21 protein-coding genes are annotated in these 24,731 nt (G+C 48.0%); 7 read left to right on the top strand and 14 right to left on the bottom strand.

The genetic code is table 11. The annotated features are described in order from the left end of the window. Positions 1-2 precede the first annotated feature (2 nt). From ACO6VG_RS20535 to ACO6VG_RS20545, 3 genes are all read right to left on the bottom strand, one after another. On the bottom strand, positions 3-500 hold the full coding sequence (locus tag ACO6VG_RS20535; RefSeq protein WP_422475400.1) for a hypothetical protein: 498 nt from the start codon (positions 498-500) through the stop codon (positions 3-5). Then, complete coding sequence (locus tag ACO6VG_RS20540; RefSeq protein ID WP_422475402.1) at positions 478-666, bottom strand: hypothetical protein; 189 nt, start codon at positions 664-666, stop codon at positions 478-480. The genes ACO6VG_RS20535 and ACO6VG_RS20540 overlap by 23 nt, the downstream gene beginning before the upstream one ends. A 195-nt stretch (positions 667-861) precedes the next feature. Continuing rightward, positions 862-1,287 (bottom strand): antirestriction protein, encoded by a 426-nt coding sequence (locus tag ACO6VG_RS20545; RefSeq protein WP_422475404.1) that lies wholly within the window; start codon positions 1,285-1,287, stop codon positions 862-864. 232 nt (positions 1,288-1,519) lie between these two features. Between ACO6VG_RS20545 and ACO6VG_RS20550 the strand changes: the two genes are divergently transcribed. Beyond that, positions 1,520-2,026, top strand: a complete 507-nt coding sequence (locus ACO6VG_RS20550) for a hypothetical protein (RefSeq protein WP_422475406.1) — start codon at positions 1,520-1,522, stop codon at positions 2,024-2,026. A gap of 43 nt (positions 2,027-2,069) precedes the next feature. On the opposite strand, the gene ACO6VG_RS20555 is transcribed toward ACO6VG_RS20550, so the two are convergent. Beyond that, complete coding sequence (locus ACO6VG_RS20555; RefSeq protein ID WP_422475408.1) at positions 2,070-3,563, bottom strand: recombinase family protein; 1,494 nt, start codon at positions 3,561-3,563, stop codon at positions 2,070-2,072. A gap of 76 nt (positions 3,564-3,639) precedes the next feature. Beyond that, complete coding sequence (gene miaE / locus ACO6VG_RS20560; RefSeq protein WP_422475410.1) at positions 3,640-3,777, bottom strand: tRNA isopentenyl-2-thiomethyl-A-37 hydroxylase MiaE; 138 nt, start codon at positions 3,775-3,777, stop codon at positions 3,640-3,642. Positions 3,778-4,079: 302 nt separating this feature from the next. On the opposite strand from miaE, the gene ACO6VG_RS20565 reads away from it, so the two are divergent. From ACO6VG_RS20565 to ACO6VG_RS20575, 3 genes are all read left to right on the top strand, one after another. Beyond that, positions 4,080-4,940, top strand: a complete 861-nt coding sequence (locus ACO6VG_RS20565; RefSeq protein WP_422138124.1) for a universal stress protein — start codon at positions 4,080-4,082, stop codon at positions 4,938-4,940. Positions 4,941-5,449: 509 nt separating this feature from the next. Then, positions 5,450-5,923 carry a hypothetical protein gene (locus ACO6VG_RS20570; protein ID WP_422133989.1) on the top strand — a complete coding sequence of 158 codons (474 nt, stop codon included), beginning with the start codon at positions 5,450-5,452 and terminating at the stop codon, positions 5,921-5,923. A gap of 94 nt (positions 5,924-6,017) precedes the next feature. Continuing rightward, positions 6,018-6,290: an HU family DNA-binding protein gene (locus ACO6VG_RS20575; protein WP_257254590.1), complete on the top strand. Its 273-nt coding sequence runs from the start codon at positions 6,018-6,020 to the stop codon at positions 6,288-6,290. Between the two features lie 210 nt (positions 6,291-6,500). Here ACO6VG_RS20575 and ACO6VG_RS20580 read toward each other — a convergent pair whose 3' ends face one another. The 9 genes from ACO6VG_RS20580 to ACO6VG_RS20620 form a co-directional block, all read right to left on the bottom strand. Beyond that, entirely contained in the window at positions 6,501-7,325 is an 825-nt protein-coding gene (locus tag ACO6VG_RS20580; RefSeq protein WP_422133990.1) for an omptin family outer membrane protease, read from the bottom strand. Between the two features lie 108 nt (positions 7,326-7,433). After that, the gene (locus tag ACO6VG_RS20585; protein WP_422133991.1) at positions 7,434-7,763 is read right to left on the bottom strand and encodes a helix-turn-helix domain-containing protein; all 330 of its coding nucleotides are present in this window, start codon (positions 7,761-7,763) and stop codon (positions 7,434-7,436) included. Between the two features lie 105 nt (positions 7,764-7,868). Continuing rightward, complete coding sequence (locus tag ACO6VG_RS20590; protein WP_422475412.1) at positions 7,869-9,095, bottom strand: glycosyltransferase family 9 protein; 1,227 nt, start codon at positions 9,093-9,095, stop codon at positions 7,869-7,871. After that, a complete protein-coding gene (locus ACO6VG_RS20595) occupies positions 9,092-10,342 on the bottom strand; it encodes a GtrA family protein (protein ID WP_422133993.1) in 1,251 nt (416 codons plus the stop codon). The genes ACO6VG_RS20590 and ACO6VG_RS20595 overlap by 4 nt, the downstream gene beginning before the upstream one ends. A 228-nt stretch (positions 10,343-10,570) precedes the next feature. Next, positions 10,571-12,034, bottom strand: a complete 1,464-nt coding sequence (locus ACO6VG_RS20600) for a glycosyltransferase family 39 protein (RefSeq protein ID WP_422475414.1) — start codon at positions 12,032-12,034, stop codon at positions 10,571-10,573. Positions 12,035-13,095: 1,061 nt separating this feature from the next. Further along, on the bottom strand, positions 13,096-14,382 hold the full coding sequence (locus ACO6VG_RS20605) for an MFS transporter (protein WP_422133995.1): 1,287 nt from the start codon (positions 14,380-14,382) through the stop codon (positions 13,096-13,098). 50 nt (positions 14,383-14,432) lie between these two features. Continuing rightward, complete coding sequence (gene guaD, locus ACO6VG_RS20610; RefSeq protein WP_422138129.1) at positions 14,433-15,785, bottom strand: guanine deaminase; 1,353 nt, start codon at positions 15,783-15,785, stop codon at positions 14,433-14,435. 42 nt (positions 15,786-15,827) lie between these two features. After that, positions 15,828-16,259, bottom strand: coding sequence for a DbpA RNA binding domain-containing protein (locus tag ACO6VG_RS20615; RefSeq protein WP_422133997.1), 432 nt, complete (start codon positions 16,257-16,259; stop codon positions 15,828-15,830). Between the two features lie 121 nt (positions 16,260-16,380). After that, a complete protein-coding gene (locus ACO6VG_RS20620; RefSeq protein ID WP_422476311.1) occupies positions 16,381-17,634 on the bottom strand; it encodes a NupC/NupG family nucleoside CNT transporter in 1,254 nt (417 codons plus the stop codon). A 287-nt stretch (positions 17,635-17,921) separates the two neighbouring features. Here ACO6VG_RS20620 and ACO6VG_RS20625 point away from each other — a divergent pair, with 287 nt between their 5' ends. The 3 genes from ACO6VG_RS20625 to ACO6VG_RS20635 all read left to right on the top strand — a co-directional run bounded on the left by ACO6VG_RS20625 (position 17,922) and on the right by ACO6VG_RS20635 (position 24,696). Next, positions 17,922-20,486 (top strand): HYR domain-containing protein, encoded by a 2,565-nt coding sequence (locus ACO6VG_RS20625; RefSeq protein ID WP_422475417.1) that lies wholly within the window; start codon positions 17,922-17,924, stop codon positions 20,484-20,486. Between the two features lie 120 nt (positions 20,487-20,606). Next, positions 20,607-23,003: an ATP-dependent helicase gene (locus ACO6VG_RS20630; RefSeq protein WP_422475419.1), complete on the top strand. Its 2,397-nt coding sequence runs from the start codon at positions 20,607-20,609 to the stop codon at positions 23,001-23,003. A 592-nt stretch (positions 23,004-23,595) separates the two neighbouring features. After that, on the top strand, positions 23,596-24,696 hold the full coding sequence (locus ACO6VG_RS20635) for a hypothetical protein (RefSeq protein ID WP_422134000.1): 1,101 nt from the start codon (positions 23,596-23,598) through the stop codon (positions 24,694-24,696). Positions 24,697-24,731: the final 35 nt, after the last annotated feature.

The raw sequence follows: 24,731 nt of genomic DNA on the forward strand, positions 1-24,731 counted from the left end.
TATTACCATTTTATAGGATGGATGTCCCAGTGAACACGAGTAACAGTCTTCATGATCTTGATTGGATCATGCTCGTCTCTGATGTGATGGCCTCTTTCGTAACATACGACAATATACTTACCATCAGTCCACCACCAAGCATCAGTCAGCTGAGCTGTATATTGATTAGGCTTAACGTTAGTATTCTTGAATGTGCCGAACTTGACATCATCGAAATTTCCAAACAGGTCATCCTTACCACCACGTTTGTTCTTCATATTATCAAACAGCTTGTGTGCGTATTTGTTTGAGAAATCACGCTTGAAGAACCTCTGTCTGTGATTTTGTTTGGCAGGGACGCCATACCACTCACCTACATAATGGAATGATCCATTATCTCGGAGCGAGAACGACTCATCCATTTTTATTTGGACGTTACTCAATTGATTCTTCGGGAATAATCCCTGAAGGAGATGGCCGTAAGTAATCCACTTCTGTTTATTGCTTATGTTCTGTTTCATCGTTATATCCCCGTTGGGCCACCAGTTGGGCCACTTCGTCAGAGTTTTCAATAAGAAATACCAGCGCACGTTGCAGTGAACTGGTGGCAGTGTTGGATGGAAACATTTTATGTATTTCCGTGAGGAGTGATTTACTCACTCCAACTTTGACTCTGTTATCATTCATTCCATAGTTCCTCCTAATAGCAAAAAGCTGATCACATGACCGGCTGCGGGGTAGCATCCATCAATCCATTGATAAGGTCAACGAGGGTAATACGGACTATGAGCGTCGTTCGACTTGAGATGATAGATTGTATAGGGTTGACTTTTAAAACAACTCTGATGTGGGATTGACGGCTCCAGAATCGGAGCCTGAAGATCAATCTATAATGCGAAGTAGCTTCTGTGCATCTGAATCAGATAAATTATCCATAAAGTGCAATCTCATATCATGGAAATCAGAAGCTATCAATTCATAAAGCGGGTTGCCCTTCTCGTGTAACTGAAATGACAGATTGCTATACATGATTAAGGTAATGCTCATCGATAGAACAATAGCATTACATTTAACCTCATTGCCATTGAACGCATTCACTCTAAATGATTGGTCGCTATCCAAACAAAGCCAAGTCGCTTTTGATTTTGGAACTTCCTGAAAATTCCATGAGCCGCCTCGATAATCATCTGTCAGCTTATCGGCAGTGGAATAGTATAAACCTTCCATTTGGACTCCAAGCATTCCAAATCTGTTCATGAAACGCTTATTGAGTTGGAGATGCTTCGAATGATCGGTATTTATTTTCATGATGCTCTCTCGTTGATTGAGTAGAGAGCATCCGATACTCAACGCTGGAGAGACAACGCTTCATTTCGTGATCAAACCATACGTTTAGGATACTAAATTTCTGGATTGGTTAAATGTCTGCGTAGAATACTTATTCATTATGTATCTGGAATTGTTAAGATCACAACGTCTCCAAAAAAACCGCAGGCTGCTGGATTGGCTGGTAGCTGACGCGGAAAAAAAGGAGACCAATATGTTTAACACAACCAAACTGACTCATAAGCAAATCGAAGAGGTTATTCAGCACTGCGCACCGATTACGTTAAGGGCTTTGCCTGATAACATAATCAGTAGAATGAATGTTGAGAGATGGTCGGGCGTATGGAGCAAAACGGGTACATACCACCAAATCGTAATTCTACGAGTTGATGGCTTTCGTCTGCTTCTCGTGCAGTTAGATATAGGAACAGCGTATGATGTCTATCACGTCTATGTTCTTGATGCTAACCAATCTGCATCATTCAGGAATGCACCAAAAATAACCGAAGCGTTGGATGCTTATGTAGACTCAGTACTACTCATGCTGGCATACGATGAGTTAAAAAAAGCTGGAGACCGTCGTCCATCCGTATGGAAGCGGCATAAATATCTTACTGATATTTATTTCTGTGATATAGAAAAAGTTCCAGCTGAGCCTGACGAGTATTGGGGATTTGCAAACTACAAGCGATACCCGACATTCGAAGAGCATTTAGCTTGATGCTGGCAGGCCCTCTTCGGAGGGCTCCCTTTCAAAACGACAACTAATTGTTATAAGGTATCTCTGGAATGAAGACATCCGGCATATCAAATTTGTATACTCCATCCTTCACCGTATAGACCAACTCCTGATCGTTGACGATGTAAACTGTGGTACTCTTCCCTATTCGCTTATAACCATCGTAAGAAAATCGCATCCCCTCACATTCGAAAACCTTATCATCACCACCCATGATCTGATAACCAACTATCTGAAGCGCCTCGGTAATATTCCCATCGAAATACAGTTTGGATGCTCTACTACGTCTATCTGCTTGGTTGCTTTTGGATTCATTCAACTCCGACCTGCGAGCCTTTAGCTCATTGATCTGATCAGCCAGGGATTCAATATCATCAGTCAGCAGAGCCAGCTTTTGGAGTTTGGCTATCTTGGAATCAATATCTTCAATCTGAGCGTTGACCACAAGGAGGTCGCTATTCACCTCATCATCGATTTGCTTTTGCAGTATACGATTGTAGGGCTTGTACTTTGTCATCTCGAATATGAACATCAGCACCGCCTCAGGAATCGCCTTCCTGTTATGGCAGCCAATCTTCATGACTTTACTCCCTGAGCATATAAAAGCCGTACGAGCGTTTTTATTCCTGCTCACGGAATACTTGTATCCGCAATGCCGACAGACGACCAACCCTGAGAGTAGATGTCCAGTTCGATTCTTAGTCACTCGACTTCTATCTTTGACTATCGCCTGAAGCGTCCAATACTCCTCTTCCGTGATCAATGGCTCAAAGACGTTTGGATAATCTTGTCCTTTCACTGTCCATGTTCCATATAACGCTTTATTCTGAAATCCTCGCTTGATAGTAGACTCACGAAATGCAATATCGAATTCATCTTTTATCGTAGCTGCTATGCGTCTGTCGCCATGTCCTTCCAAATATAGATCAATCATCCTACGCATGACAGGAGCTTTTTCGTTCAGATTGTTTTCGGTATCCAAGTAAAAAGGCGTCTTAACTTTGATTGCGCCACCAGCTTTAGCGATAACCTGACGCCTATCCCACGATGCACCAATCCTTCTGGACAGGTTATCTGAGTAGTTACCTGCCATCTGGATTTTCCCTACAAGTATGTAAAGCTGACTTGGATCTTTGTTGAGTGACTGTTTGGAGTATCTGATACCATCCTCGAGTGTGAGAATGTCGATAAATTCTACGATGTTGCTGATAAGGTTTATGAGCGTAAGGTTCTCCATCCGACCAATCCTGTCAATCGACTCAACCAAGACGACAGAACCGATAGGCAGCTTGCGAGATTTCACGAACTCCAAAAGCTCACCCAACTCGCCCTGCTCAAGGTGGCGTCCACGATATGCACTGACGCCGAGGTCTTCGAAACCCTCAAGCAATTCGTAATCGAGATTCTGACTGAGCCAATCCTCACGCATCTGAGTCTGGCGGGCGGTCGACGAGCCTTGCTGCTGGCCTATACTAGAGAACCGGATATAGCTTATAGCGTACTTCTTTTGTTTATCCATAGAACTGACCTAAATGATCGTTCCGGATACTATCCGTAATTTTAATATAGAAATAAACGCGATAAGTAGTAAATTTTTATAGCTCACAATTAGCGTGATCAATCAGCAGAATATCCTGATTTTTCAGCGCTTCTGCAATCCATTCATCTGGCGTCACACAGGGTAAAAAAGCATCCAGTTCAGGAAAAAGTTCGGTCAGGCTCTGGTCACTCATTATTTCTATGTCTCTTAGCAACAAAATCCAAACAACCAGGTCCTGGTAAACGACCCTGATTAAGTTTGAATAAGGGTAAAAATTCCGGCACTACCTTACCTTTAAAGCTGAATGCTGTCATGGGTTGATGCCTGTTAATAGAGCCATCGTCACAAATTTCTGATTAACAAGTTAACGATATTAATGCAGATCATTTTTCCTCATCGGGCTATTCAGTTCGATCCCATTAGTCTATAAAAAAAACAGTTAGAGTTAGACCCCCTCAGGGTTATAGAAATTCTTAAGGTATAAAGGAGCAGGCCATGCAAGGAATACAACGAATACTCGTTATTGTTGATACTCGCAAAGCCCGTCATGTCGCACTCAATCGAGCCACCCAACTGGCCAGGGCAGCCCATTGCAGTCTTCATATTCTGGCTCCGAACCCCAAACCTGACGCAACGTCTGCTGAGGTACTCTCTACACTTAGCAAAAATGTCGAGGCCGACGGTATAGAAGTCACCAGTCAGGAGTCGTGGCGAAATAACCTTCTCGACACCATTATCCATGTCAGACAGATGGAACGCAGTCATCTGGTTATCAAGGATTTCCGGCAGGAAAGCTTTATGGAAAAGCCTTTCTCTACGCCTACAGATTGGGCTTTACTGAGAAAAAGCCGGGTTCCGGTCCTTCTGGTTCGTCATGATCGTCCGTGGGAAAATGAGCCTATGCTCGCGGCCATTAAGGCCGATCCCGGAGATGCCGACCATCAACAGCTGAATAAGGCCATCATGGAAAATGCCAGAGTGGTCAGAGACTATTTTGATGCACAGCTGCATCTGGCTTCTGCCTACCCCACCATAATGCTGGCAGTATCCGACAAGGGTGACGGTCAGACCAATGAGGAGCGTTACCTTCAGAATTGTCAGCATTTTGCCAAAGATTACGGGATTACCGAGGACGCTATCCACCTGATCACTGCACCAGCGGAGACCATGATTCCGGACCTGACCCGTGAGCTGGCGGTATCACTGCTGATCATGGGCACCAATGCCCGTTCAGGCCTCAGTGGACTGACCCTGGGCAATACGGCTGAGAAGTTGGCCAGCAATATCGACTGTGACCTGCTTGCGGTTCAATCCAGACACCACATGCTGCCGCTGGAGCGTGAGCTGGAAGCCTGACCAGATTCCTGACTGCTACTTTCTGTCAGGCCCGTCAGGCAGCGAGAAAGTAGCTTCATAGGATTAAGGTACGGATAGGCCCCGGATACATTGCTCTTATCAGGCTTGGCTCAATGCCATTGTCAAGGTGACTGCCTATATTTTTGTCATTTATGGTAGCCTCCAAAGCACAGTGGAACACGTCAGTGCCGACACGATTCGGGACGAAAACGGCAAGAGCTTCTATATTGTTCGGGTTAGAACGAAAAAAAACCATCCGGGCACTTCCGAGAACCCGTTACCGATTATTTCTGGAATGCAGACCAGCGTTGGCACTTCCACAGAAGAATATCGGTTCCGGATTACTTGCTTAAGCCGATCCGTCGTTCTGCTCTGAGAGAAGCCTGAATAGTAGGAAACTGACCAAGAACAGACAGCCTGTGACCAAAACTGGAATCCATCGGTCTTAATTCCTGATTAGGCGGCTTCCAATTTTGTAAAACGCCGCATTGAATTTGCTGAGGAAACTGATGGCCAACGAAGATTCAGTAGTAACCCCTATCACAACACATGGGGTTGAAGACCCTGACACTGGAATGTCTGCCAGACAGTTCGGAGCTCAGATCGTCGTTGATCGAACCAGACCCGTTTTTCAGAGGGAACTGTCGGATATTTCCACCAGTCACCAGCCTGTATTCCCCATAAGGCTGCACACGGCTCACGAACTTCTGCAAAGCCCTGCCCTGACCACCACTATTGATTACGCAAATTATGTCAGCGCCCCGGAACTGCCTGCCCTGCTCTGTACCCTGAAGCAGGCAGGCAGAAAAGATCTGATTGACCAGATATTCATCCGCCATAAACAGGATACCAGCGACAGCCATTGCAATTGTCGGTCCGTCGATGATCCGGCTTGCACCATCAACTATCCGGACCCCACACATCAGCCGCTTCTGGTTGTGAATTATGAGGAACAGCAATATGGCCTCTATCCTTCATCCTGAGTACGTCTGATACCAGAGATGCCCGTCGCCCATCCAGAGTTGCTCCGGGTGGGTATTCCTTCTCACCCACAGGTAATCATTGTCGAGACGCGCTATGAACAAGAAAGAACTTGTTGAAAAGGTCGCAGAGCAATCCAACCTTTCAAAGAACAAGGCGGAGCAGGCCGTCAATGCCTTCATTCAAAATACCCAGGATACCCTTGCAAAAGGGGATATCGTGCAGCTGATCGGGTTTGGAACTTTTTCAGTGGTGGATCGAGCGGCGCGCAAGGGAAGGAACCCGCAAACAGGCCAGGAAATTCATATACCCGCCTGTAAATTGCCGCAATTCAAACCGGGAAACAAACTGCGGGAAGTGGTGAAATAACCAGACAACACAAAGTTGTCTACCGCGTCACTACCCAAACCGGCTCGATCAAAGCAAAATGGAGAGGACCTGTCTGGACAATGCCAATAAGGCTTTTGTTCTGACAGGTCTTCAGTGAGCCTCTTTCATTGCAGCCAAAAATAGTTGTTTGATGCATGGTTATTGAAAAGGCGCTTTTCAGCGCCTTTTATCAAGCAAGTATACAAGCTATCAGAAGCTGTACTTTAGTCCAACCGATATTAATGAACTTTCGTTGGCTGCTCCGCCTCCGTCTTTCAAATAGAATGTTTCAGAACCATCATCGATCTTGAGATTAATGTTTTTCTCAGAAAATTTTGTGAAAGTATATTCACTGTAAATTTTCATCCTCGGACTTAGTTGATAGGCGTAATTAAACGATAAAGAGCCGTAAGTTGAATGGCCACTACCTTTGCCGTCATAAGTCGTATCTATAAGATGGTGCGTATCGAAATCTTCAGCTTTAACCAGAGGGCTCCATTTTATTTGGGCACCATACTGAGATTTTCCGACTCTGTAGTCTCCACTCAACCCCAGATATAACGTTAAAAATATTTGCTGGTATGAAACTCCAAGAGTGTCATGAGGTATAGTACCTACATCCTCACCGAAATCGTAATTATATGAACCTCCACGTGCCTCATAGTGCATTTTTTGACCAAACAGGCCGCCAGTAACGCCTACTTTATAATCGCTTTTTGAAAGCAGCCAATAAGAAGCACTTAGATCTATTGCAGAGGCCTTGGTTGTTTTTGTGTGAGGGTGTTTTGATATGTCAGATGGTTCAGCTATTCCTGACTCCCAGTCCCTATCTGTCAAATAGCCATTGCCGTGCGTCAGTGTCATCCAGTAGTCTGCATTAAATGTCCATCTTGGGTCTAAATCCCAAATTGCACCTAGCTTGATAACAGGGGCATTGTAAGTTTCCCAATCGAGTTGGCTGGCTCGTTCCCCGTCGATATAGACTAACTCGGTCGCCTCTCCACTTAAGACACCCAATGAGCCTTCAAATGTCACTTTGGCATTTGCACCTGTGGCTGCAACGGCAAAAAACGGAAATAAAATTAACTTTTTAACAACTCACCTCCGAGCATATGAAGTGAGAATATGAGCCTCTGAAGCCGATCACCCCATGGCTCTCATGACATTAAGAATGGCCCGCTTTTTCTTCAGGTTCATTCTGTTCAGGCTGCGAATGATCTCATCATCGACTTGAGTGTCGCAGATGGTATCTGCAGGTGAAGTCAGGTACTGATTCCCCCTGCCTGTCGCCAACCATTCAAATGAAACTTCCAGAAGCTCAGCCATTTTGCGGAGATTTTCAAGACTGGGACTGCTCATTTCGGTTTCCCATTGAGCCAGAGCACTTCGGGAGACACCGATCAGATCAGCCAAAACTTGTTGGGAATAACGCTTTTCCTTGCGTGAGCGAAGAATCCTTGTTGTCAGGTTCATCCTTGAACTCTCGTCGATAATCGAAAAAGATACTTTATTAAAATTTAGTGTAACACATGCTCTGGTAATGACCGGTTGCAATTAGAGAATCCTTTCTCCCGAACCCTAACCTGCTTTCAAGATCAGGCTGTTATCCAGCACTGGCCTGAGTAAATCCAGTACTTGTCGGGAGTCAATGGCTTTCAGACACTGGTTATCGTTGCAACTGGTCTTCCTGTGATTCGCGGCACTGACACAGGGCGAACAGGGCAATCCGGCATAGATCGGAGTTGAATTCCCGAGGGCACCGTAAAGTGCGGGTGTTTCCGGGCCGAATATCACGAAGGTTTTCAGTTCTGTGACGGAAGCAAAATGAGGAGGTCCGGAATCATTGGACAACATCAGTTCAGAGAGAGAGTAAAGGGGAACCAGCTCCTTAAACTCAAAAGCACCGGCACTGTTGAGACAGCGTTCATGTTTCACCCGCTGTCTGAGAATTTCAGCTTCTGGACGTTCTGCCGGAGCACCGGTAATGACCACCAGAATATCTGAGTACTCGGCCAGCAAAGTCCGAATAACGTCAACGTAACGATCTTTCATCCATCGTCTCTGGGGGAGCAGGTCACTGGCATTAGGGTTCACAAGCACCAGACGCTGAACACCCGGTTCAAAACCGACATAAAGCGATTTCAGCTTGGTGATCACCGATGATCTCAGATCACTGCTTACTTCTGCTCTGGCCAGTTGAATTGACTCATCAAATAGCTCTTTCTGATAAGGCTGATAAGGTGTATTTTGAGAAGCCCTCACCAGAGTCATAAAGTTTTTCGAAATATGGCTGTATGGGTTATACATCACCGGGTGAGTTAAGTAATTACCCCGGTACAGACCCTCTTCATGAACCCGATCAAAACCTGTCCGATTGCTGGCACCGCAGAGTCGACTCAGAATGGCTGTAAAACGTGAGAACAACTCCAGATCAATCACCGTATCAATTTTCTTTTTCCGACACCAGATCAGGAATTTAAGGCTACTGATTGCCAGGCTGAATAAATTATCCGGTTTAATCAGGAAAATATTGTCCCGATGAATGGTATTTAATAACTGCAGGCTGGTCGCATTTTTCTCAAAAATGACAAAATGCAGGGTTTTGCCCTGTCCCTTCAGCCAGCGCATGGAAGGGTCAGCCAGAATAGCACTGCCCATTTCAGACAACTCAATCAACAGTACATTGTTAGAAACCGTCTTCTGCCCCTTATGAATCCAGTCAAAAGGCCAGAAAACCAGTTTTAAAAGAAGACAGAGTGGAACACCCACATAATGATCAACCCATCGCATAGTATCTACTTTCACAGGTTGGCCCCCTTAGCTACATTGGACTTTTGTCCTGAAAAAACAAATACCGTTGCTATGGTGAAATTAAATAACATGCCCGCCAAAACACCGGATATCAGTGCCAGCTGTTTGTATTCCGTAAAGAAAGGTACAAAGGACGTTAATAAATAATAAGTTCCCCAGTTAGGGATAAAACTGACCATACACATAGTCAGATATTTACTCCACTGTTTCAGTTTTTTCTCTTTGGGGACATGGGAAAAAGTAAAAGTACGATTCCAGAACCAGTTCCAGCTGGCAGCGACCCAATAGGAACCACCTCTTGCCAGCAAGTGAGGCACTCCCAGCCACTGCACTGAGAGAGTGTAAAAACCCATATCCACCAAGAATCCACTGGTTCCTACCATGCCGAACTTGGTCAGTCTCTGCCCTGTCATAAATAGCTTGTTCAACAGGGTTCCTGATTGTTTCATGCGAGCTTCCAGCTCGTCCTGATAAAGAGAGAACATACAGTGAGCGGATAAAACCAGAGCCAGCAACGCAAGTACAAATTGTAAATACATAATCACTTTATAAGAGCGGAATCCATTGTCGTAGAATGGCAATACAGCCACGCACAACAAACCCAGAAGAATAAAGACCATCCGACTCTTAAGGCCAGATGCCACTTTACTGGCGAGGAAGTCCCCTGTCACAGCAGCAAGAATACCCACCCAGGCGCCCAGAAAAATATCAAACGGCCAATGAGCCCCGACAACAATGCGTGAGATTGCAGAAAGAATTGCAATCGAAAGAAGCAGGTATTGAGTGAGTGAATTCAAATAAAGAAACGAAAGTCCAACCAAAAGAAAAACCGTACCGGTATGCCCCGAAGGCATGGTATCTGTTTTTAAAACAGGCCCCAGGACATTAACGGCTTCAAGCCCCAGCTCGCCGACCGGACGTGAGAAGGGAAGAAGAGCTTTACCACCACTCAATAAAAAGTCACCCACCAACATGGTAAAAATAATCGCCAGCTGTTTGTCCGGCTTTTTATAAAACAACAACATAGCCAGAGGAAACAGGAAAAAGCCATCCCCCAGGTTGGTTAATAACACCCAGAAAACAGCAGCGGGCGACTCAACACCCCAGTCATTGACCTGATAAAAAACTGAATGATTGACCGCTGTGACTGAAAACAGCGCCACGAAGGGAAACAGAAAGCAGCTGGCTTTATAGATTGTTGAGCGAGACCGGCCAGAATCGACTCCGAGCAAATCGGACATTCCTTATATAACCTCGAAACCCTGTCAAAACAGCTTTCAGCGATAAAAATGATGATTCATCATGAACAGATGAATTTATCCAACACTAAAAACCAAGTTACAGCAAACAGAAGAATATGCAAAGACAGAATAAAAAAACTGATGAAATCAATGTTAAAGGCAAGCCGTACAGAAAAGCACAAAAACCCCATCAATAGACCAGGGATGAGGCTTTAAATAAAACCTCAGTTACTGAGCGGCCTGACACCGATAAAACTGGAATCGATTAACCGTAATAGTGTCCAGCCCGGATTCTGTCTCATCGACCAGTATACAGGAAAAGTTCTGTATTTTAAGACGGCCACTTTCAGGGGCTGATTTCTTATCGCGTACCAGCAGACCATAACTACCGGATTCTGGTTTGCCGTGCCAGAAATCAAACTGGGTTAATCGATCGGTCAGCAGTTGCACGGGTTCAGGGTAGGCATACCAGGCTATGCGACTGGCCTTGGTCCAGTTATCGACCATCAGAACCGGTTCTACTCCTTCTTCTTTCTGCCACTTCTGTTTCAATAACTGAGCCTGTTCAGCCGCTGTTTTCCAGCCCACCAGGTCCTTGATGGCTGAGGTCATAAAAGGGAAAGTAGAAAGAGGCATAAAGGCCAGAAAGAAAAACACAAAGCCAATCAGTCCCATTGACAGGATGGAAGAAAAAACAGCCAGACCTTTCACCCACAAACGGGACCAGCCCTGGCAGATCCAATAGGCCGACAAAGGCGCCAGTAGTGTCCAGCCCAGGGCTGGCCAGTTAGGCAAAACTGTACCATCACCGGCAGACCAGCTGGTCACAGCCAATAACGGCACAGCACTCCAGATAATCAGCCAGGAGGATGCCCTGTGGCGCTCCGGGATTCGTTTCCTGATCAGTGAAAAAATCGCCGCTATGGCGGCAACATAAGCCAGTAAGGAATAGAGAAGCATTTGCGCCAATTGCATGACCAGAGCCTCTTTTAATGACCACTCCTCAACCCCGACACCACGATTAAACTGGTAAGCCAGAGATGCCCAATCGTTGTCAGCATTCCAGAGGAGTACAGGAGAAATCAACACCAGTGCTATCGAAGCTGCCAACCATGGACCGGCCTGTCGAAGCCATCTCAGTCCCTGATACTGAATCATGAAAAGTATCATGCCCAGGGGCAGGAATACCGCCGTATATTTGCTCAACCCCGCCAAACCAAAGACGATACCCAGAGCCAGCCAATAAGGTAAACAATTGTCATGGTGGATGCGGTAAATCAATTCCAGCGACAAGAGACCAAAGACCATCAGGGGCAGATCAGGTACCAGCCCCCACCCCATCAGCTGCAGAATAGGTGCCGTATTGATCAGAAAGACTGCCACCAGTCCGATCCAGACCGGACCATCAGGAAAAAGTATCCTGCTGACCCTGAATGCCAGATAACTGCTTAACGCATAAAGAATCGCAGGGACAAGCCTGACTGTAAATTCATCGTACCCCAGCGGTGCTACCAGAAGTTGTAACCAGCCCACCATAGGTGGATGATCAAAATAACTCAGGGCCGGATGAAGGGCATAAAGTGCATAGTGAGCTTCATCAACACCCAGTGGCACTCCGGATGCCATGGTTAAATGAATCAGGAGCACCGTGGTAATGATACCCCAGGCTGCAACTTGCCCTCGTTCCTGCATGAACACACCCGTTAATTATGATTGGATAAAGCGATCGCCCAAAGTTCCACTACCGATTCTGCATCACTTATCAGACAGGAATTGAGCAAACTTCCTGAATCTGATTAAAGTATTCCGCCCGGCTTTCCCCTGTCTGATAGAGAACTCATTACTCTACGACAAGGGATGTCTAAAAAAAAGTATGTCAGAGTACCCATATCATTCTGAGACAGTGCGCTTTTTGTGAAAAATGCAGCATTCGGGTCTAAGGTAGATGAACTCTTTGTTGTTGCCTCATGGGTCTTTGCACCTGAGGTACCATACTGTGATGGCTGCAATCCCTCTCTGCCCGAAGCGCCCAAACTGGCCGGAGCAAAGTTTGTTAGTGCTAATCCGTAACTCATAACAACATAACATTCTTGAAAAACTATGTCCTTGGACAGTCAACGGATAAAAAAGTTCATAGCTAGCCAGCCGTCTTTACGCTGGTTCACACATAGCCATTCTCTTCCTTGGGCTCATTCAGAAACGGTATCTCATAGCGAACGAAGTGGTGCTGCACTTCATTGGACTGGTAATCAAATATCCGGACTTTGCCCCCCCCCCTGCGACAGGTTAAAACTCAACAGGTTAATCGCAACGCAATTGCTGATTCTTTTGTTCATTGAATAATCTACCGTAACGGCCGCTCTGGCATTAAACACCCTGACTAGGAGCCTGACCGAGAATAGCGCCCGTAGCGAGGACGGCAGAAAATTGAGGATGAAAATTCGGTTTTGTGAGGAGAATAGCGAGCTATTTGACGAACAAAAGCGGATTTTCAGACCAATTTGCTGCCGCCGCAGTAGGGCAGTCTATTCTCGGTCAGGCTCCTAGCAGCCTGTCGGACTTAAGACTGTCCTACGCGGCAACTGCTCCTGCGTTGCTCTAGCTCCTGCATCCATGCAGTCGTGCGGTTGCAATAAATTGGTCTAAAAATCCCTGTTTCTTCGTCAAATAGCTCGCTATTCTCCTCAGAAACATAGATTTTTATCCTCAATTTCTTGCAATCCTCGCTACGGACGCTTAAGTCCGACAGGCTGCTAGGCCTGGCTTTCGTGGGGGTAAGTCTCTCGCAGGAACAGGAATAGGAAACACGCCAGAGCCAGGATTAGCGGAATACACACCAGGGCCCATTGATAGTTGACGACGGTTTGCGCGGCATCTCCTTCTATATCAGCTATCCGCGCCACCAGCCCTGAGCCCGACAGGACCCGACCAGGAATTGCCATGATGATACCGCCCACAATGAACTGCACCGCATTCACAACGGCGGCCGAGGTGCCAATGAGGTGTGGCTCCACCAACTCCGCAGCAATCGGAAAGTTCAGCATGGACGCACCAGCCATCCATCCCCAGGCGAAGAAGAAGATATTCGCTTGTTGCGGTGACATGGAGGGATTTAACAGAATGAATAGAATGGTGAGTAGCTGGAGAAAGCAGCCAATGAACATGGTTTTCCTGCGGCTACGGAAAGTGTCTGAGAGCCAACCCCAAACCGGCGCGCCCAGTGCGAGTCCACCCCACATCATTGAGCTGGTGAAAAACGCGTCAGTCTGCCCCATACCCGCGACCATCAGGTACTTGGGACCCCAAACCACCCCCATAGACAGCATGGTACCGAAAGTCGCACCACCAATGAGAGCGTTGATCCAACTGTCCGGGATGGATGCCACCTCGTTGATCGCATGCACCACATCGTGCAGGAATTTACGTCCCCCCTCCCAGGGAATGAGGTGCTGATCCTTCCGTGTCGGATCTCGCATCACGATAAACATAACTGCCGTCAGAGCTGTTCCGCCCAGTGCAAGGCCATTCAATACGGTGTTCCAGGGTAATTCCTGTACCAGGCTGCCCAGCACACGCTGGCCAATAATTGCTGCGGCGGACGCCACAAACTGTACCCAGCAGAACATAATTCCGTACTTGGCAGCACCGAACCAGCTCCCTCCGGTAAAGCCGGCCCCGACAAAGCCGAAGGATGCACCCAAGGCCATCAGCACCTGCCCCAATACCAATACTTTGGGGCCATCCGCATTGGCAAAAATTAACCCCCCGACCGAGACAAAGCCCGCTGCGATGGGCAAGACCCAGCGAATGCCGAAGCGATCCAGGATAGAGCCACTGGAGAACTGCACCACGGCAAATGCCCAGGTATAGATAGAGCCAATCAAGCCCACCTGGGCCACCGTCAGCGAAAGATCTTCCTGCATGCCCACGCTGGTGATGGCATAGCCCGTCTGGAAGGTGAAAACAAAAACGACAAAAGCGGTTGCCAGTAGCCAGTTGATCCAGGCCTGTCCGCCACCCAGGGTGCTTTGCCTACTCATGCTGATACTCCTGTCTGGCCAGGTTTGATGGAGAGCTATTTCATTTCATGTCATGCTTGTGTCTCACTGGCTACTCGCTGGTACACGCAATTGCCGTTGACGTAGGTCGCACGTGCAGTACGATCATCGCCCAGTGTCATGAGCACAAACAAAACCTCGTCCAGGTCGTTTGCGTACTTCAGGCGATAATCCATCAACGGGGTTGCCTTTAGATCCAACACCGCAATGTCTGCCTCCATCCCGACCGCAATGCTGCCGATCTTGTCATCAAGGTACAGGGCATTGGCAGCGCCACGGGTTGCCAGGTAATAAGCGTGATGGGCACTCAGGGAATAACCACCCATTTGCGCGACCTTGTAAGCCTCGTTCATGGTGACTAACTGGGAGAAATTGGTGCCAGCACCGAGGTCGGTTGCCAAACCGACCCGAATCGGCCGCTTGCTGTCCATGGCAGTTTCCACGCTGAACAGGCCACTGCCCAGGAACAGGTTGGAAGTTGGGCAGTGGGAAATCGCCGTTCCGGTATCGTGCAGGATCTGAAATTCCTCTTCAGTCAAATGGACACCGTGGCCAAGAATGCTGCGCTCACCCAGCTGCCCGTAATAGTGGTATACGTCCAGATACCCGGTACGCGCTGGGTACAGTTCCCTGACCCACTCAATCTCGCCCAGATTCTCCGACACATGGCTTTGCAAATAAGTACCGGGGTGCTCTTTCCATACAGCCCCGGTCATATCCATCTGCTCAGGAGTACTGGTTGGAGCGAAACGCGGCGTAACACAGTAGAGGCTGCGCCCCCTGTTATGCCATCGGGCGATCAGTTCCTTGGTCTGGTCGTAGCCGTTCTGCGCCGTGTCCATCAGTTCCGGGGGCGCGTTGCGGTCCATCAACACCTTACCTGCGATATTGCGCATCCCCAGCTTCTCGGATTCCTCGAAGAAAGCATCCACCGACACCGGGTCTACGGTGCAGAAGACACAGGAGGTGGTCGTGCCACTGCGCAAACCCTCTTGCAGGAACACTTTCGCGACTTCCAGGGCATGCGCCTTGTCCCTGAAGTTTTGCTCGGCAACAAAGGTGTATTTATTCAGCCAGTCGAGCAACTGCTTGCCATACGCACCAATGATTTCCGTCTGCGGGTAGTGCACGTGGCAGTCAATGAAACCGGGGACAATCAGGGAATCTCTGTAGTTAGTGACTTCTATGCCCTCGGGCAAAGAGGGCAGGACCTGATCAGCAGGACCAAAAGCTGAGATCTTTCCGTCCTGCATCACTATCACACCGTCGGGCTCGTGGACGACACACTCTTCCAGCGGCGACTGGAAGGGGTCGTCCCGGTAGGACAGGACCGAGCCTCTTACCGCACATGGCTCACCGACACCCGGGGAATGGCTTGCAGACATAGCGTTTCCCTCAACAGTTGCTAGTTGCTTGAAACAAGAAACTTACGAACTAGATGGCGCAACTGTCGTTATAGCTCCAGACTGGGAAAACGCAAACCCCCGGATATATCTTCCTTTGAAAAAAACCTCTACAAAACAGAACATTTCAAGGTAGAAGTTTCGTAGTTTCATCGAGCAAGGGCACAGGTAGTGATCACTCCTTCTTTTCATGCGTCCCCCGGCTTTCTGCTTTTTCTCACCCGACTTTTTCTTGCCCTGCCTTTTCTCGCGCGGCACACCCTCAGGTATATCCACAGTCGAGTCACTGTCATAGATTTCGATGCGACCTATTGATTCGGCATCAATTTCTGCTTTATTGGCAAACAGGATTCTTTGCCCTTCCCGTTCCGGACTGCACCTGGTCCAGCAGGTTAGGCCCGACAGCAGATGGAGAATCGTCATGGTCTGAGAATCAGAGGGGGTCTTGTAGCCCATTTGAAATAGCTGAATGTTAGCCCTGAAAACCCAATCAATAGAAGAGAAAATATAGAAAATAGCAGACTCAGTCAGGAAGAATTGAATGAGCCGTTGACTACGACTCACCCAATAACGGACTTCAAACGGCCAAGGCCAGGAACAGACCGGCAATAGTGGCACTCATCAGGTTAGAGAGTGTACCCGCTACCACCGCTTTCAAACCAAAGCGGGCGATGTCCTGACGACGGTCAGGCGCCATAGAGCCCAGACCACCCAGCAGAATAGCAATGGATGAAATGTTGGCGAAGCCACAGAGGGCAAAGGTCAGAATTGCCTGAGAACGATCAGACAACAAGGCAACACCGGCCTTGGCTGCCGCTTCAGCATCGACGTAGTTAGCCAGACTGCTGAAAGCAACAAACTCGTTAACGATCACTTTCTGACCCAGGAAGCTGCCTGCAGTCAGAGCTTCAGACCAGGGTACGCCGATCAGGTAAGCCAGAGGAGAGAAGGCATAACCCAGGATCAGTTCTATGGTCAGGTCAGGATAACCCAACCAGCCACCAGCCCAACCCAGCAAACCGTTAAGCATGGCAATCAGGGAGATGAAAGCCAGCAACATGGCACCAATCATGGCAGCCAGTTTGAGACCACTGGCAGCACCCGAAGCAGCAGCATCAAAAATATTAGCTGGCTTTTCTTCAGAGCCCTCCTCGTCAATGTCGTCTACGTCATCATGAGGTGTCTCGGTCTCAGGCTTGATAATTTTTGCCATCAAAAGGCCACCCGGAGCCGCCATGAAACTGGCAGCAATCAGGTACTTAAGCTCAACCCCCATACTGGCGTAACCCACCATAACTGCACCGGCAACAGACGCCAGACCGCCCACCATAACGGCAAACAGTTCGGACTGAGTCATACGGCTGATGAAAGGACGAACCATCAGAGGTGCTTCAGTCTGACCAACAAAAACGTTAGCAGCAGCTGAGAGCGATTCTGTGCGACTGGTGCCCAGTAATTTGTGCAGAGCGCCGCCAAACAGTTTGATGACAAGCTGCATGATCCCCAGGTAATACAGCACTGCCACCAGAGCAGCAAAGAAGATAATGACAGAGAGAACATGGACAAAGAAGATAAAGCCAAGCTTGAAGCTGGCCAGTCCTCCAAACAGGAAACCAATACCACTGTTAGCATATCCCATAACAGCATTAACGCCGTTGGTAATGGCTTCCAGAATGTATTGTCCGGCAGGGATATAAAGAACGAATGCGCCGATACCCGCCTGAATAGCAAATGCCCCACCCACGGTTCGCAACTTTATCGCTCTGCGGTTGTCCGATAATAATATTGCAATACCCAATAGGACTGCGATTCCCAAGAGACTTATAAGCATGTGTTGCACGGGGATGGTCACCTTAAAACGGATTTTTGGGGCATTATACTTATATATTTATTGGCTTTAATAGAAAGTAATTACCGAATAAAAACATAATAATGACACACCCTATGTCCCGTAGAATTCGCCTGTAAACGGATACAAAGATTTCACTCAATCTGCCGACGACTCCGGCAACCTGCAAAATTGCTACAAATCTGCTCTCTGACTAGAATCTGATGTTGATGATATTCTGATGTAATGAAAGACAACTTGATTCTGTCCACTAAATGATTTCTTAAGAATTGGATCTCATCATGGGATACTGTTCAGAACGCTTTCTGGTTCTCGCCTTTCTCACCTTAATTGGATTATTAGAACCCCGGATTTCGACGGCCCAGGTAGCCTGTCCAAGACTACCTTCCTTTGGTGATCTGGCCGAAGGAGATTACACGACATCACCCAGTAGTTGCATTTTCAATGGGGCTGCACATCCGAACAACGGGTTTTCTGTCATCAATCGTTTGCAAAGCAAGCGGGTTTTTATCGGCTTTGGTGAAGCAGGTGTGCCCAATTTTAATATCTCCGACTATTCAGGCAGCTGCGCGGGACAAGGTTGCGTCGCACCTACCCATTTCAGACCGGGCTTCTTTTACGAATGCAATCCAGACCTCGGCTCTTGCACTATCAATCACGACTACACTCAGGACAACGGACAAATTGTCAACTTGAATTTCTCGGTCCCTTCTGGCTCGGAGGAGATAACGCCATTTGTCGCAAATGGTGGCAGATTTGACATTACTGCGCCGGTTTTTTCGGGAGTTCCCTCTGACATTTACGTAACCGCTCCGGCGGGACAGACGTCATACGTCGTTACGTTTGCGTCACCCACTGCAACAGACAATACCGATGGCCCTGTGACACCAACACTAACCTCCAGCCCTACTCCCGGATTGAACAGCGGAAGCGCCTTTCCACTGGGTGTAACGACCCTTACGTATACCGCGACAGATCGGACGGGTAACATAGCGGCCTACAGTTTTGGTGTGGTCGTTACGACTTCACCACATGTTGACAAGACCGCACCCGTTTTTTCGGGGGTTCCTTCAAACATATACAAAACCGCCCCAGCAGGTGAGACCTCAGCCGTCGTAACATTTACCTCACCCACTGCAACAGACGATGAAGATGGCCCGGTGACACCAACACAAACATCGAGCCCTACTGTCGGCTTAAACAGCGGAAGCGCTTTTCCATTGGGAGTAACGACCCTTACGGATACTGCAACAGATCATGCGGGTAACGTCGCGACCTGTAGCTTTGATGTAATCGTCTCGGCTTCACCACTTGGCTCGGTAACACTTGTGATCCGGTCTGACGTCGACGGTACTTTCTTTATTCGGTCGTCAGCTCCTGACTTGAACACTGCCATTCCGGTCAAATCCGGATCGGGCAGTTCCGGAGCCATTCCTTTGCCTCCCGGCAGTTATCCCATAAACTTTTCGGCACCGGATGGTATCGGGGTAGAAGGTGCTACATGCGACAATCCCTCAGGCGTTCTGGACGTACAAAAACAAACTGGTACGCTCTTGCTTACCTCTGCGGAATCGATTGTTTGCACGATTGATGTGAAGGACTCGCGGCGCGCCACAACGCATCAGATAGAGCAATTTCTAGAGGCGCGGTCCAGGCTGATCCTGCAACACCAACCCGATGTCGTCCGGCGCATCAACAGACTGGAAAATAGCATGCCAGGAACTTCTGGCATCGAAGGTTTCGGCTTTGCATTCAATGCCGGGAGCTTGCCATTCTCAGCGTGCCTCGGAGCAGATCGGTTCAGTTTTGCCTACAGCAGAAGCAATGCGCATTCGCATGCGTACTCACCTGGTTTACACGCTAATCTTCAGCAGGTTCTTGCAAATATCGATGTATTGATCGCGACATTAGGGTCTGACCAGCGGGTCGGTAGATCGTCCTCAGTTTCAAAAACAGGGCTGTCTCTGGATGACCTTCATCGCTCTCTCGAAAATCCAGACCCTCGACCACAATTCCCAACCGCAGTTGGCAAACAGATTATGCTTGCAGCCAACTCTGAGATCCCTTTTAAGTTCGACGTTTGGACCGAGGGACAAATCAGCAGGTTCAATTACAAAGAAGGTGATGGCAGTTTCGGAGTTCTTCATATTGGTATGGATTATTTGTTCCAGCCAAAGCTTCTTGTTGGTCTTTCCGTTCAGGGTGACTGGACGGACTTAGAGTATTTAGTCCCTGGTAGTGAAGCAGAAGGTGTTGGGTTTCTGGTCTCTCCGTATTTGACCACAGAGCTGTCAGACAATTTCTATGTCGATGCCCGTGCTGGTTGGGGTAAAGTAGAGAACAGGATTTCACCCTTTGGCACCTATCGGGATTCGTTTGATTCTGAACGCTGGCTCGCAACTGCTGCGCTGATCGGAACCTGGCAGATACAGGAAACTCGAATCACGCCAGAGGCAAGACTGTCCTACTACAAGGAAAAAAGTGATGACTATCTGGATTCGTTGAACGTAGCCATTTCTTCGGTTGAAGTCGAAACCGGCATTTTTCAGTTTGGACCAACGGTCAGAAAAGACTTCAAAATGTCCACGGACACTCGTCTGTCACCCTTTCTCACGTTTGAGGGAATCTGGACCTTCAAACAAAAAAACTCTGCACCAGTTCCGTCCGGTTCATCCGGCCTGGCTGGTGAGGGTTTTAGAGCAATGCTCAAGACCGGCATTAACCTATACAGCAGCAACGGTGTCAGTTTTTATTGTTCAGCCTATTATGACGGAATCGGCGATGGCGACTTTGAAGCCTCGGGATTAGACCTGCGTTTTGATCTTCAGTTTTGAAAGGTGTGAAGCCTGTAGAAAATCTGGTTCGATAAAGTATTCATAAGTATGCACTCCTGAGACCATTATCTGATACTATGATTACTCTGTCCGATAGATCCCCACTGGCGTATTGATTGTATGGAACTGACCGGCCCTCAACAGAGGGTAACCCGGCATGTAGATGGACATGCCCTTTGCATAGCCGTGGCCGGTTCAGGTAAGACCACCACCCTCTCCTTTCTCATTCATGAGTTGCTGAACCAGGGGGTTCCTCCCCGACGCATCATGGTCATGATGTTTAACAAATCAGCCCAGCTGGACTTTACCCGCAAGCTTCGAAAGCGCTGTCGACAGTGGCCGACACTTCCGATAGTCCGGACCTATCACTCAACAGGCCTGAAACTTCTGAAGTCGCTGGAAGGCTGGGGATTGAGAGCAACCTACAATCACCGCCCCCTGACAGAGAAAGAGATCGAACTGAAAGTCCGGGAACTGCTGCTGGCACTGGCACCTGACGTACTGCAAGACCGGATCAAAGCAGACAGCGCCCGTTACATTGAAGTGGCCAGCAGTTTTATCGATAACGTTAAAGCCAGTCTTAACGCCCCCTGCGGAGTTCTGGAACAGGCAGACTATCCTGATTATTTTCGATTTCTGGTGGAACTCTTTGAGGCCTTTGAACAGTGGCGCCACCAGCATCGGAGAATAACCTTCACGGATATGTTATACGACACAGTCTGTTTGATAGAAGCCAACCCGGATGTCATCCCCCGCATCACCAACAAAATAGATCGAATCATAGTAGATGAATATCAAGACACTTCGACCCTGCAACACCGGTTGACCCGTATCATCGCTGGTGAACGGGCAAAAATGATTGCCGTGGGCGATCCTGATCAAACCATTTATGAATTTGCCGGAGCCAATATCCATAATATTCTCCGGCATTTCGAAGCGGATTACGCCAGCACCGATGCCGTTCACGAGTTGACTCTGCCTCATACTTTTCGCTATGGCCACGAGATCGCCATGGCAGCCAGTCACTTGATCAGTCGTAACAAAAACAGAAAAGATGTGATCTGTATTGCCCACCCGGACAACCCGGATTCGAGTATCTCAATCTCGCAAGGGGCAGGCGAAGATACCGAACGGGTATTGGCCACTATCCAGCAACATATTTCCAACTCCGACTCCCGGATTGCTGTGCTTTTGAGGGTCTGGGCACAATCCGTCCCATTGGAGCTGAGACTGCTGGCAAACGGTCTGTCTTACCAGTGTGAAGGCCCTTCCCTGTTTGACCGTCCTGAAATATCAGCCTTGATCGCAGCCCTCAGAATGGCCTCAGGCGAGTTGCAGCACCTGAACCCTGCCGTTCGTTCCGAGATATTGACTTCGCTGTTTACCCTCCCTCACCTGGGCGTTAAAGCAGCCCTGTTAAAACAACTGGTTGCCCGCCTTCAGGAACAGGATCAGCAATGGGGAAAAGAATTGGGTCAGCTAGCCGGCAAAGTTTCAGGAATCAGTGATTATCAGGGTCAGAAGCTTTACGACAGGGGTGAGATATTACAGTTGTTGGAAAAGACATCCGATCAGCAACCTGCTGCTGAATTACTGCAAGGCTACATTCAACGCACAGAGCTCAGGGAAAGCCTGCAATCCATGAGCCTTAATGATCAGAGAACGGAAGAGCAACTGCTGGCCATCGATGGATTCCTCAGCTATCTGAGAAAAATGAACCTGACCGTCAGGGAAAGCTGCCTGCATCTGGATGAATTGAGATCCAAACAGAAAACACCATCCAGAACCTCGGGACAACAGACCGCTCACGGAACCGAACAGATCGTGATCAGCTCCTGCCACCGGGCTAAAGGGCTGGAATGGTCGACAGTATTGATTCCGGGACTGACCTCAAAATACTGGCCGTTCAAAAGAGAAGATGAACTGACCCCGGGCAGCAGCGAAGATCTGGAAAGTGAACGTCGACTGCTCTACGTAGCCATGACTCGTGCCAGAGAAAAACTCTACCTGTTTACCAGCAACGGATCTCTCCAGCCCAAAGCCAAAAGCTGGATGGATAACGGCTCACAACAGATCAGCCAGTTCCTGAAAGAGATGCAGGTCCCTCACGTCAAATCCGTTTGCCAGTCACTCAACCAGGCCTCAGAGGATGAACTGGTCAACCAACTCAAGAAAAATGGCCTGAGTAAAGCAGCACGTCGATACTTTCAGGCAATAAAGCCGAACCTGGCACAAAGGATTGAAACCATCCCTTCACTGGCAGAAAAGCATCGCTCAAAGCCTTCCGCTTCGTCTCACAGTCCGGCCTATTTGTCAGCACGACAAAACATCTTACGCAGGGAAGTACCGGAAAATGCCCCATGGCAACTTAACCGGAGGTTGAAACACAGCATTTTCGGGAAGGGTAAAGTCATTGAAGTCAACGACACTAACTTTGTCATCCTGTTTGACAGCGAGAATAGCGTAAAAAGGTTTGCCCGCAATCAGCAGGTTCTGCATATGTTCGAGCTGCTCTGAACGCTTCGCAAAGTTACATGTCAGCTGACTTTTTTCTATGCTTGAGCAACTCAGCCTCATGCCAATGAATGGAGAAAATGACATTGCTGTACTATAAATCCTTCTGAAAAACAGAAGTGGCCAAAAGCTGGCGCATTACAGGCTGCTAGTGCATACCGATCAGCTTTTCGCAACAGAAATATAAGCCAAACCAGGGGGACATATAAAGCATCTGTCGCCCATGAACCTTAAGTACCTGGCCAGTTGGTTTCGCATATTCTGGCGAGTGGATTTTTTCATCCTACAAGGCGCGACGACGGGCGCGTAGCCATAGCTACGCAACCAGAGTTGGAACGCAGAAGGGTGGAAAAAGCCGCCGTCCAGAATATGCGAAACCAACTGGTTAGGTACTTATGCTGGATGTAATCAAAGTAACCGTGTACTCACGATAGGTAGGGTCAGTCTGGTATTTTGTTTATATCAAAACCGACTACCCGAATTAAGGGCGTAAATAATGAAAGCATCCGGTAAATCACTACCACTGTTTTTGTGCTTGCAATTTTTATGTTCAATCGCCTATTCGGGCATATCAAAACAAGAACAATTAAACTTATTGAGCCACTACAGCAATACAACGTCAGTTGAAGATGGCCTGAAACTGGCAACCAGCAGTTCCGGGCTGGTGATTTCCACCGTGATCAATTATGGATTATGGTACAGCATCTGCAGATCACCCGAAGTGATCTCTGCCCTTGTGGGTCGCTCCGATCTGTCAGGCACAGAGCAAAATGAGCAACTGGAGTTCAAATCCTCCTTTTGCAATCAACTCGCAGCCGTTGTCACTTCCACTGAGATTGCATTAGCAGGACACGTATCGCTCTGGCCGCCTGAGACACCCTGGTGGCAGCCGCTGCGGTTTGTAGCAACAGCATACAGCGCTTATCTGGTGTACACTGACCAGGATCCATATTATGGGCTCACAACGACTGCTGCTTACTTAACCCATGAGGTAATGGCAAGAACGGTAGCCGCAATCTACGCTGCACGTGCTTTAAGGTATCAGGATAGAGGCAAAATCGAACCTTTAGATTATGCCCGTAGTGAATATTCCTTCTTGTCAACAATGGCAGGCACGATGGTCGGGACAGCAGCTTATAACAGGATGGTCAGCAGAGGAGCTACAACTTTAGATGCAATCTCTGCATACCTGATATCGGCTTTATTGATAGAGCAAGTATTAGCAATAGGCTCTTCTTCAGCACATAATTCAGGCGCTGTTGATTCAGTCGAGGCAGAAGCAAAAGCCATAGCCGGAATTGGAGCCATAACGGGTTCACTAGCCACAGGCATAACCGGAGTCGCAACTGTTGGGTTGTCATCAGATGTGTACGCGTCCCTAATCACATTCGCCAAGCTGTTCATATCTATGACCAAGTTTCAATTCATAGCCAAAGACGCAGTGCTTGCCGGAATCATAGCCGGAACCGGATACAAGCAGCTTCTGGTGATACAAAGCTTCGTTCTGGACTCAAACCATTTATGGAGAAACATTGCTGTTACCATATCTCCTGCATTGGGAATCGCTCTGATGAATGGTTTTTCAAAGAATATTCTTTATGGTTACACGCTTGAAGAAAGTTTGACAGAAACTATCCGAAACCAATGGCAGAAATTTCATGCTCCTTTGCGTTATCTGCACACCTTGTTTAACTGACAGATAGCTGATTCGGGAGACTATCAATGGGCATT

The organism is Endozoicomonas sp. ALB032 (assembly GCF_049310125.1).
GTDB lineage: Bacteria > Pseudomonadota > Gammaproteobacteria > Pseudomonadales > Endozoicomonadaceae > Endozoicomonas_A.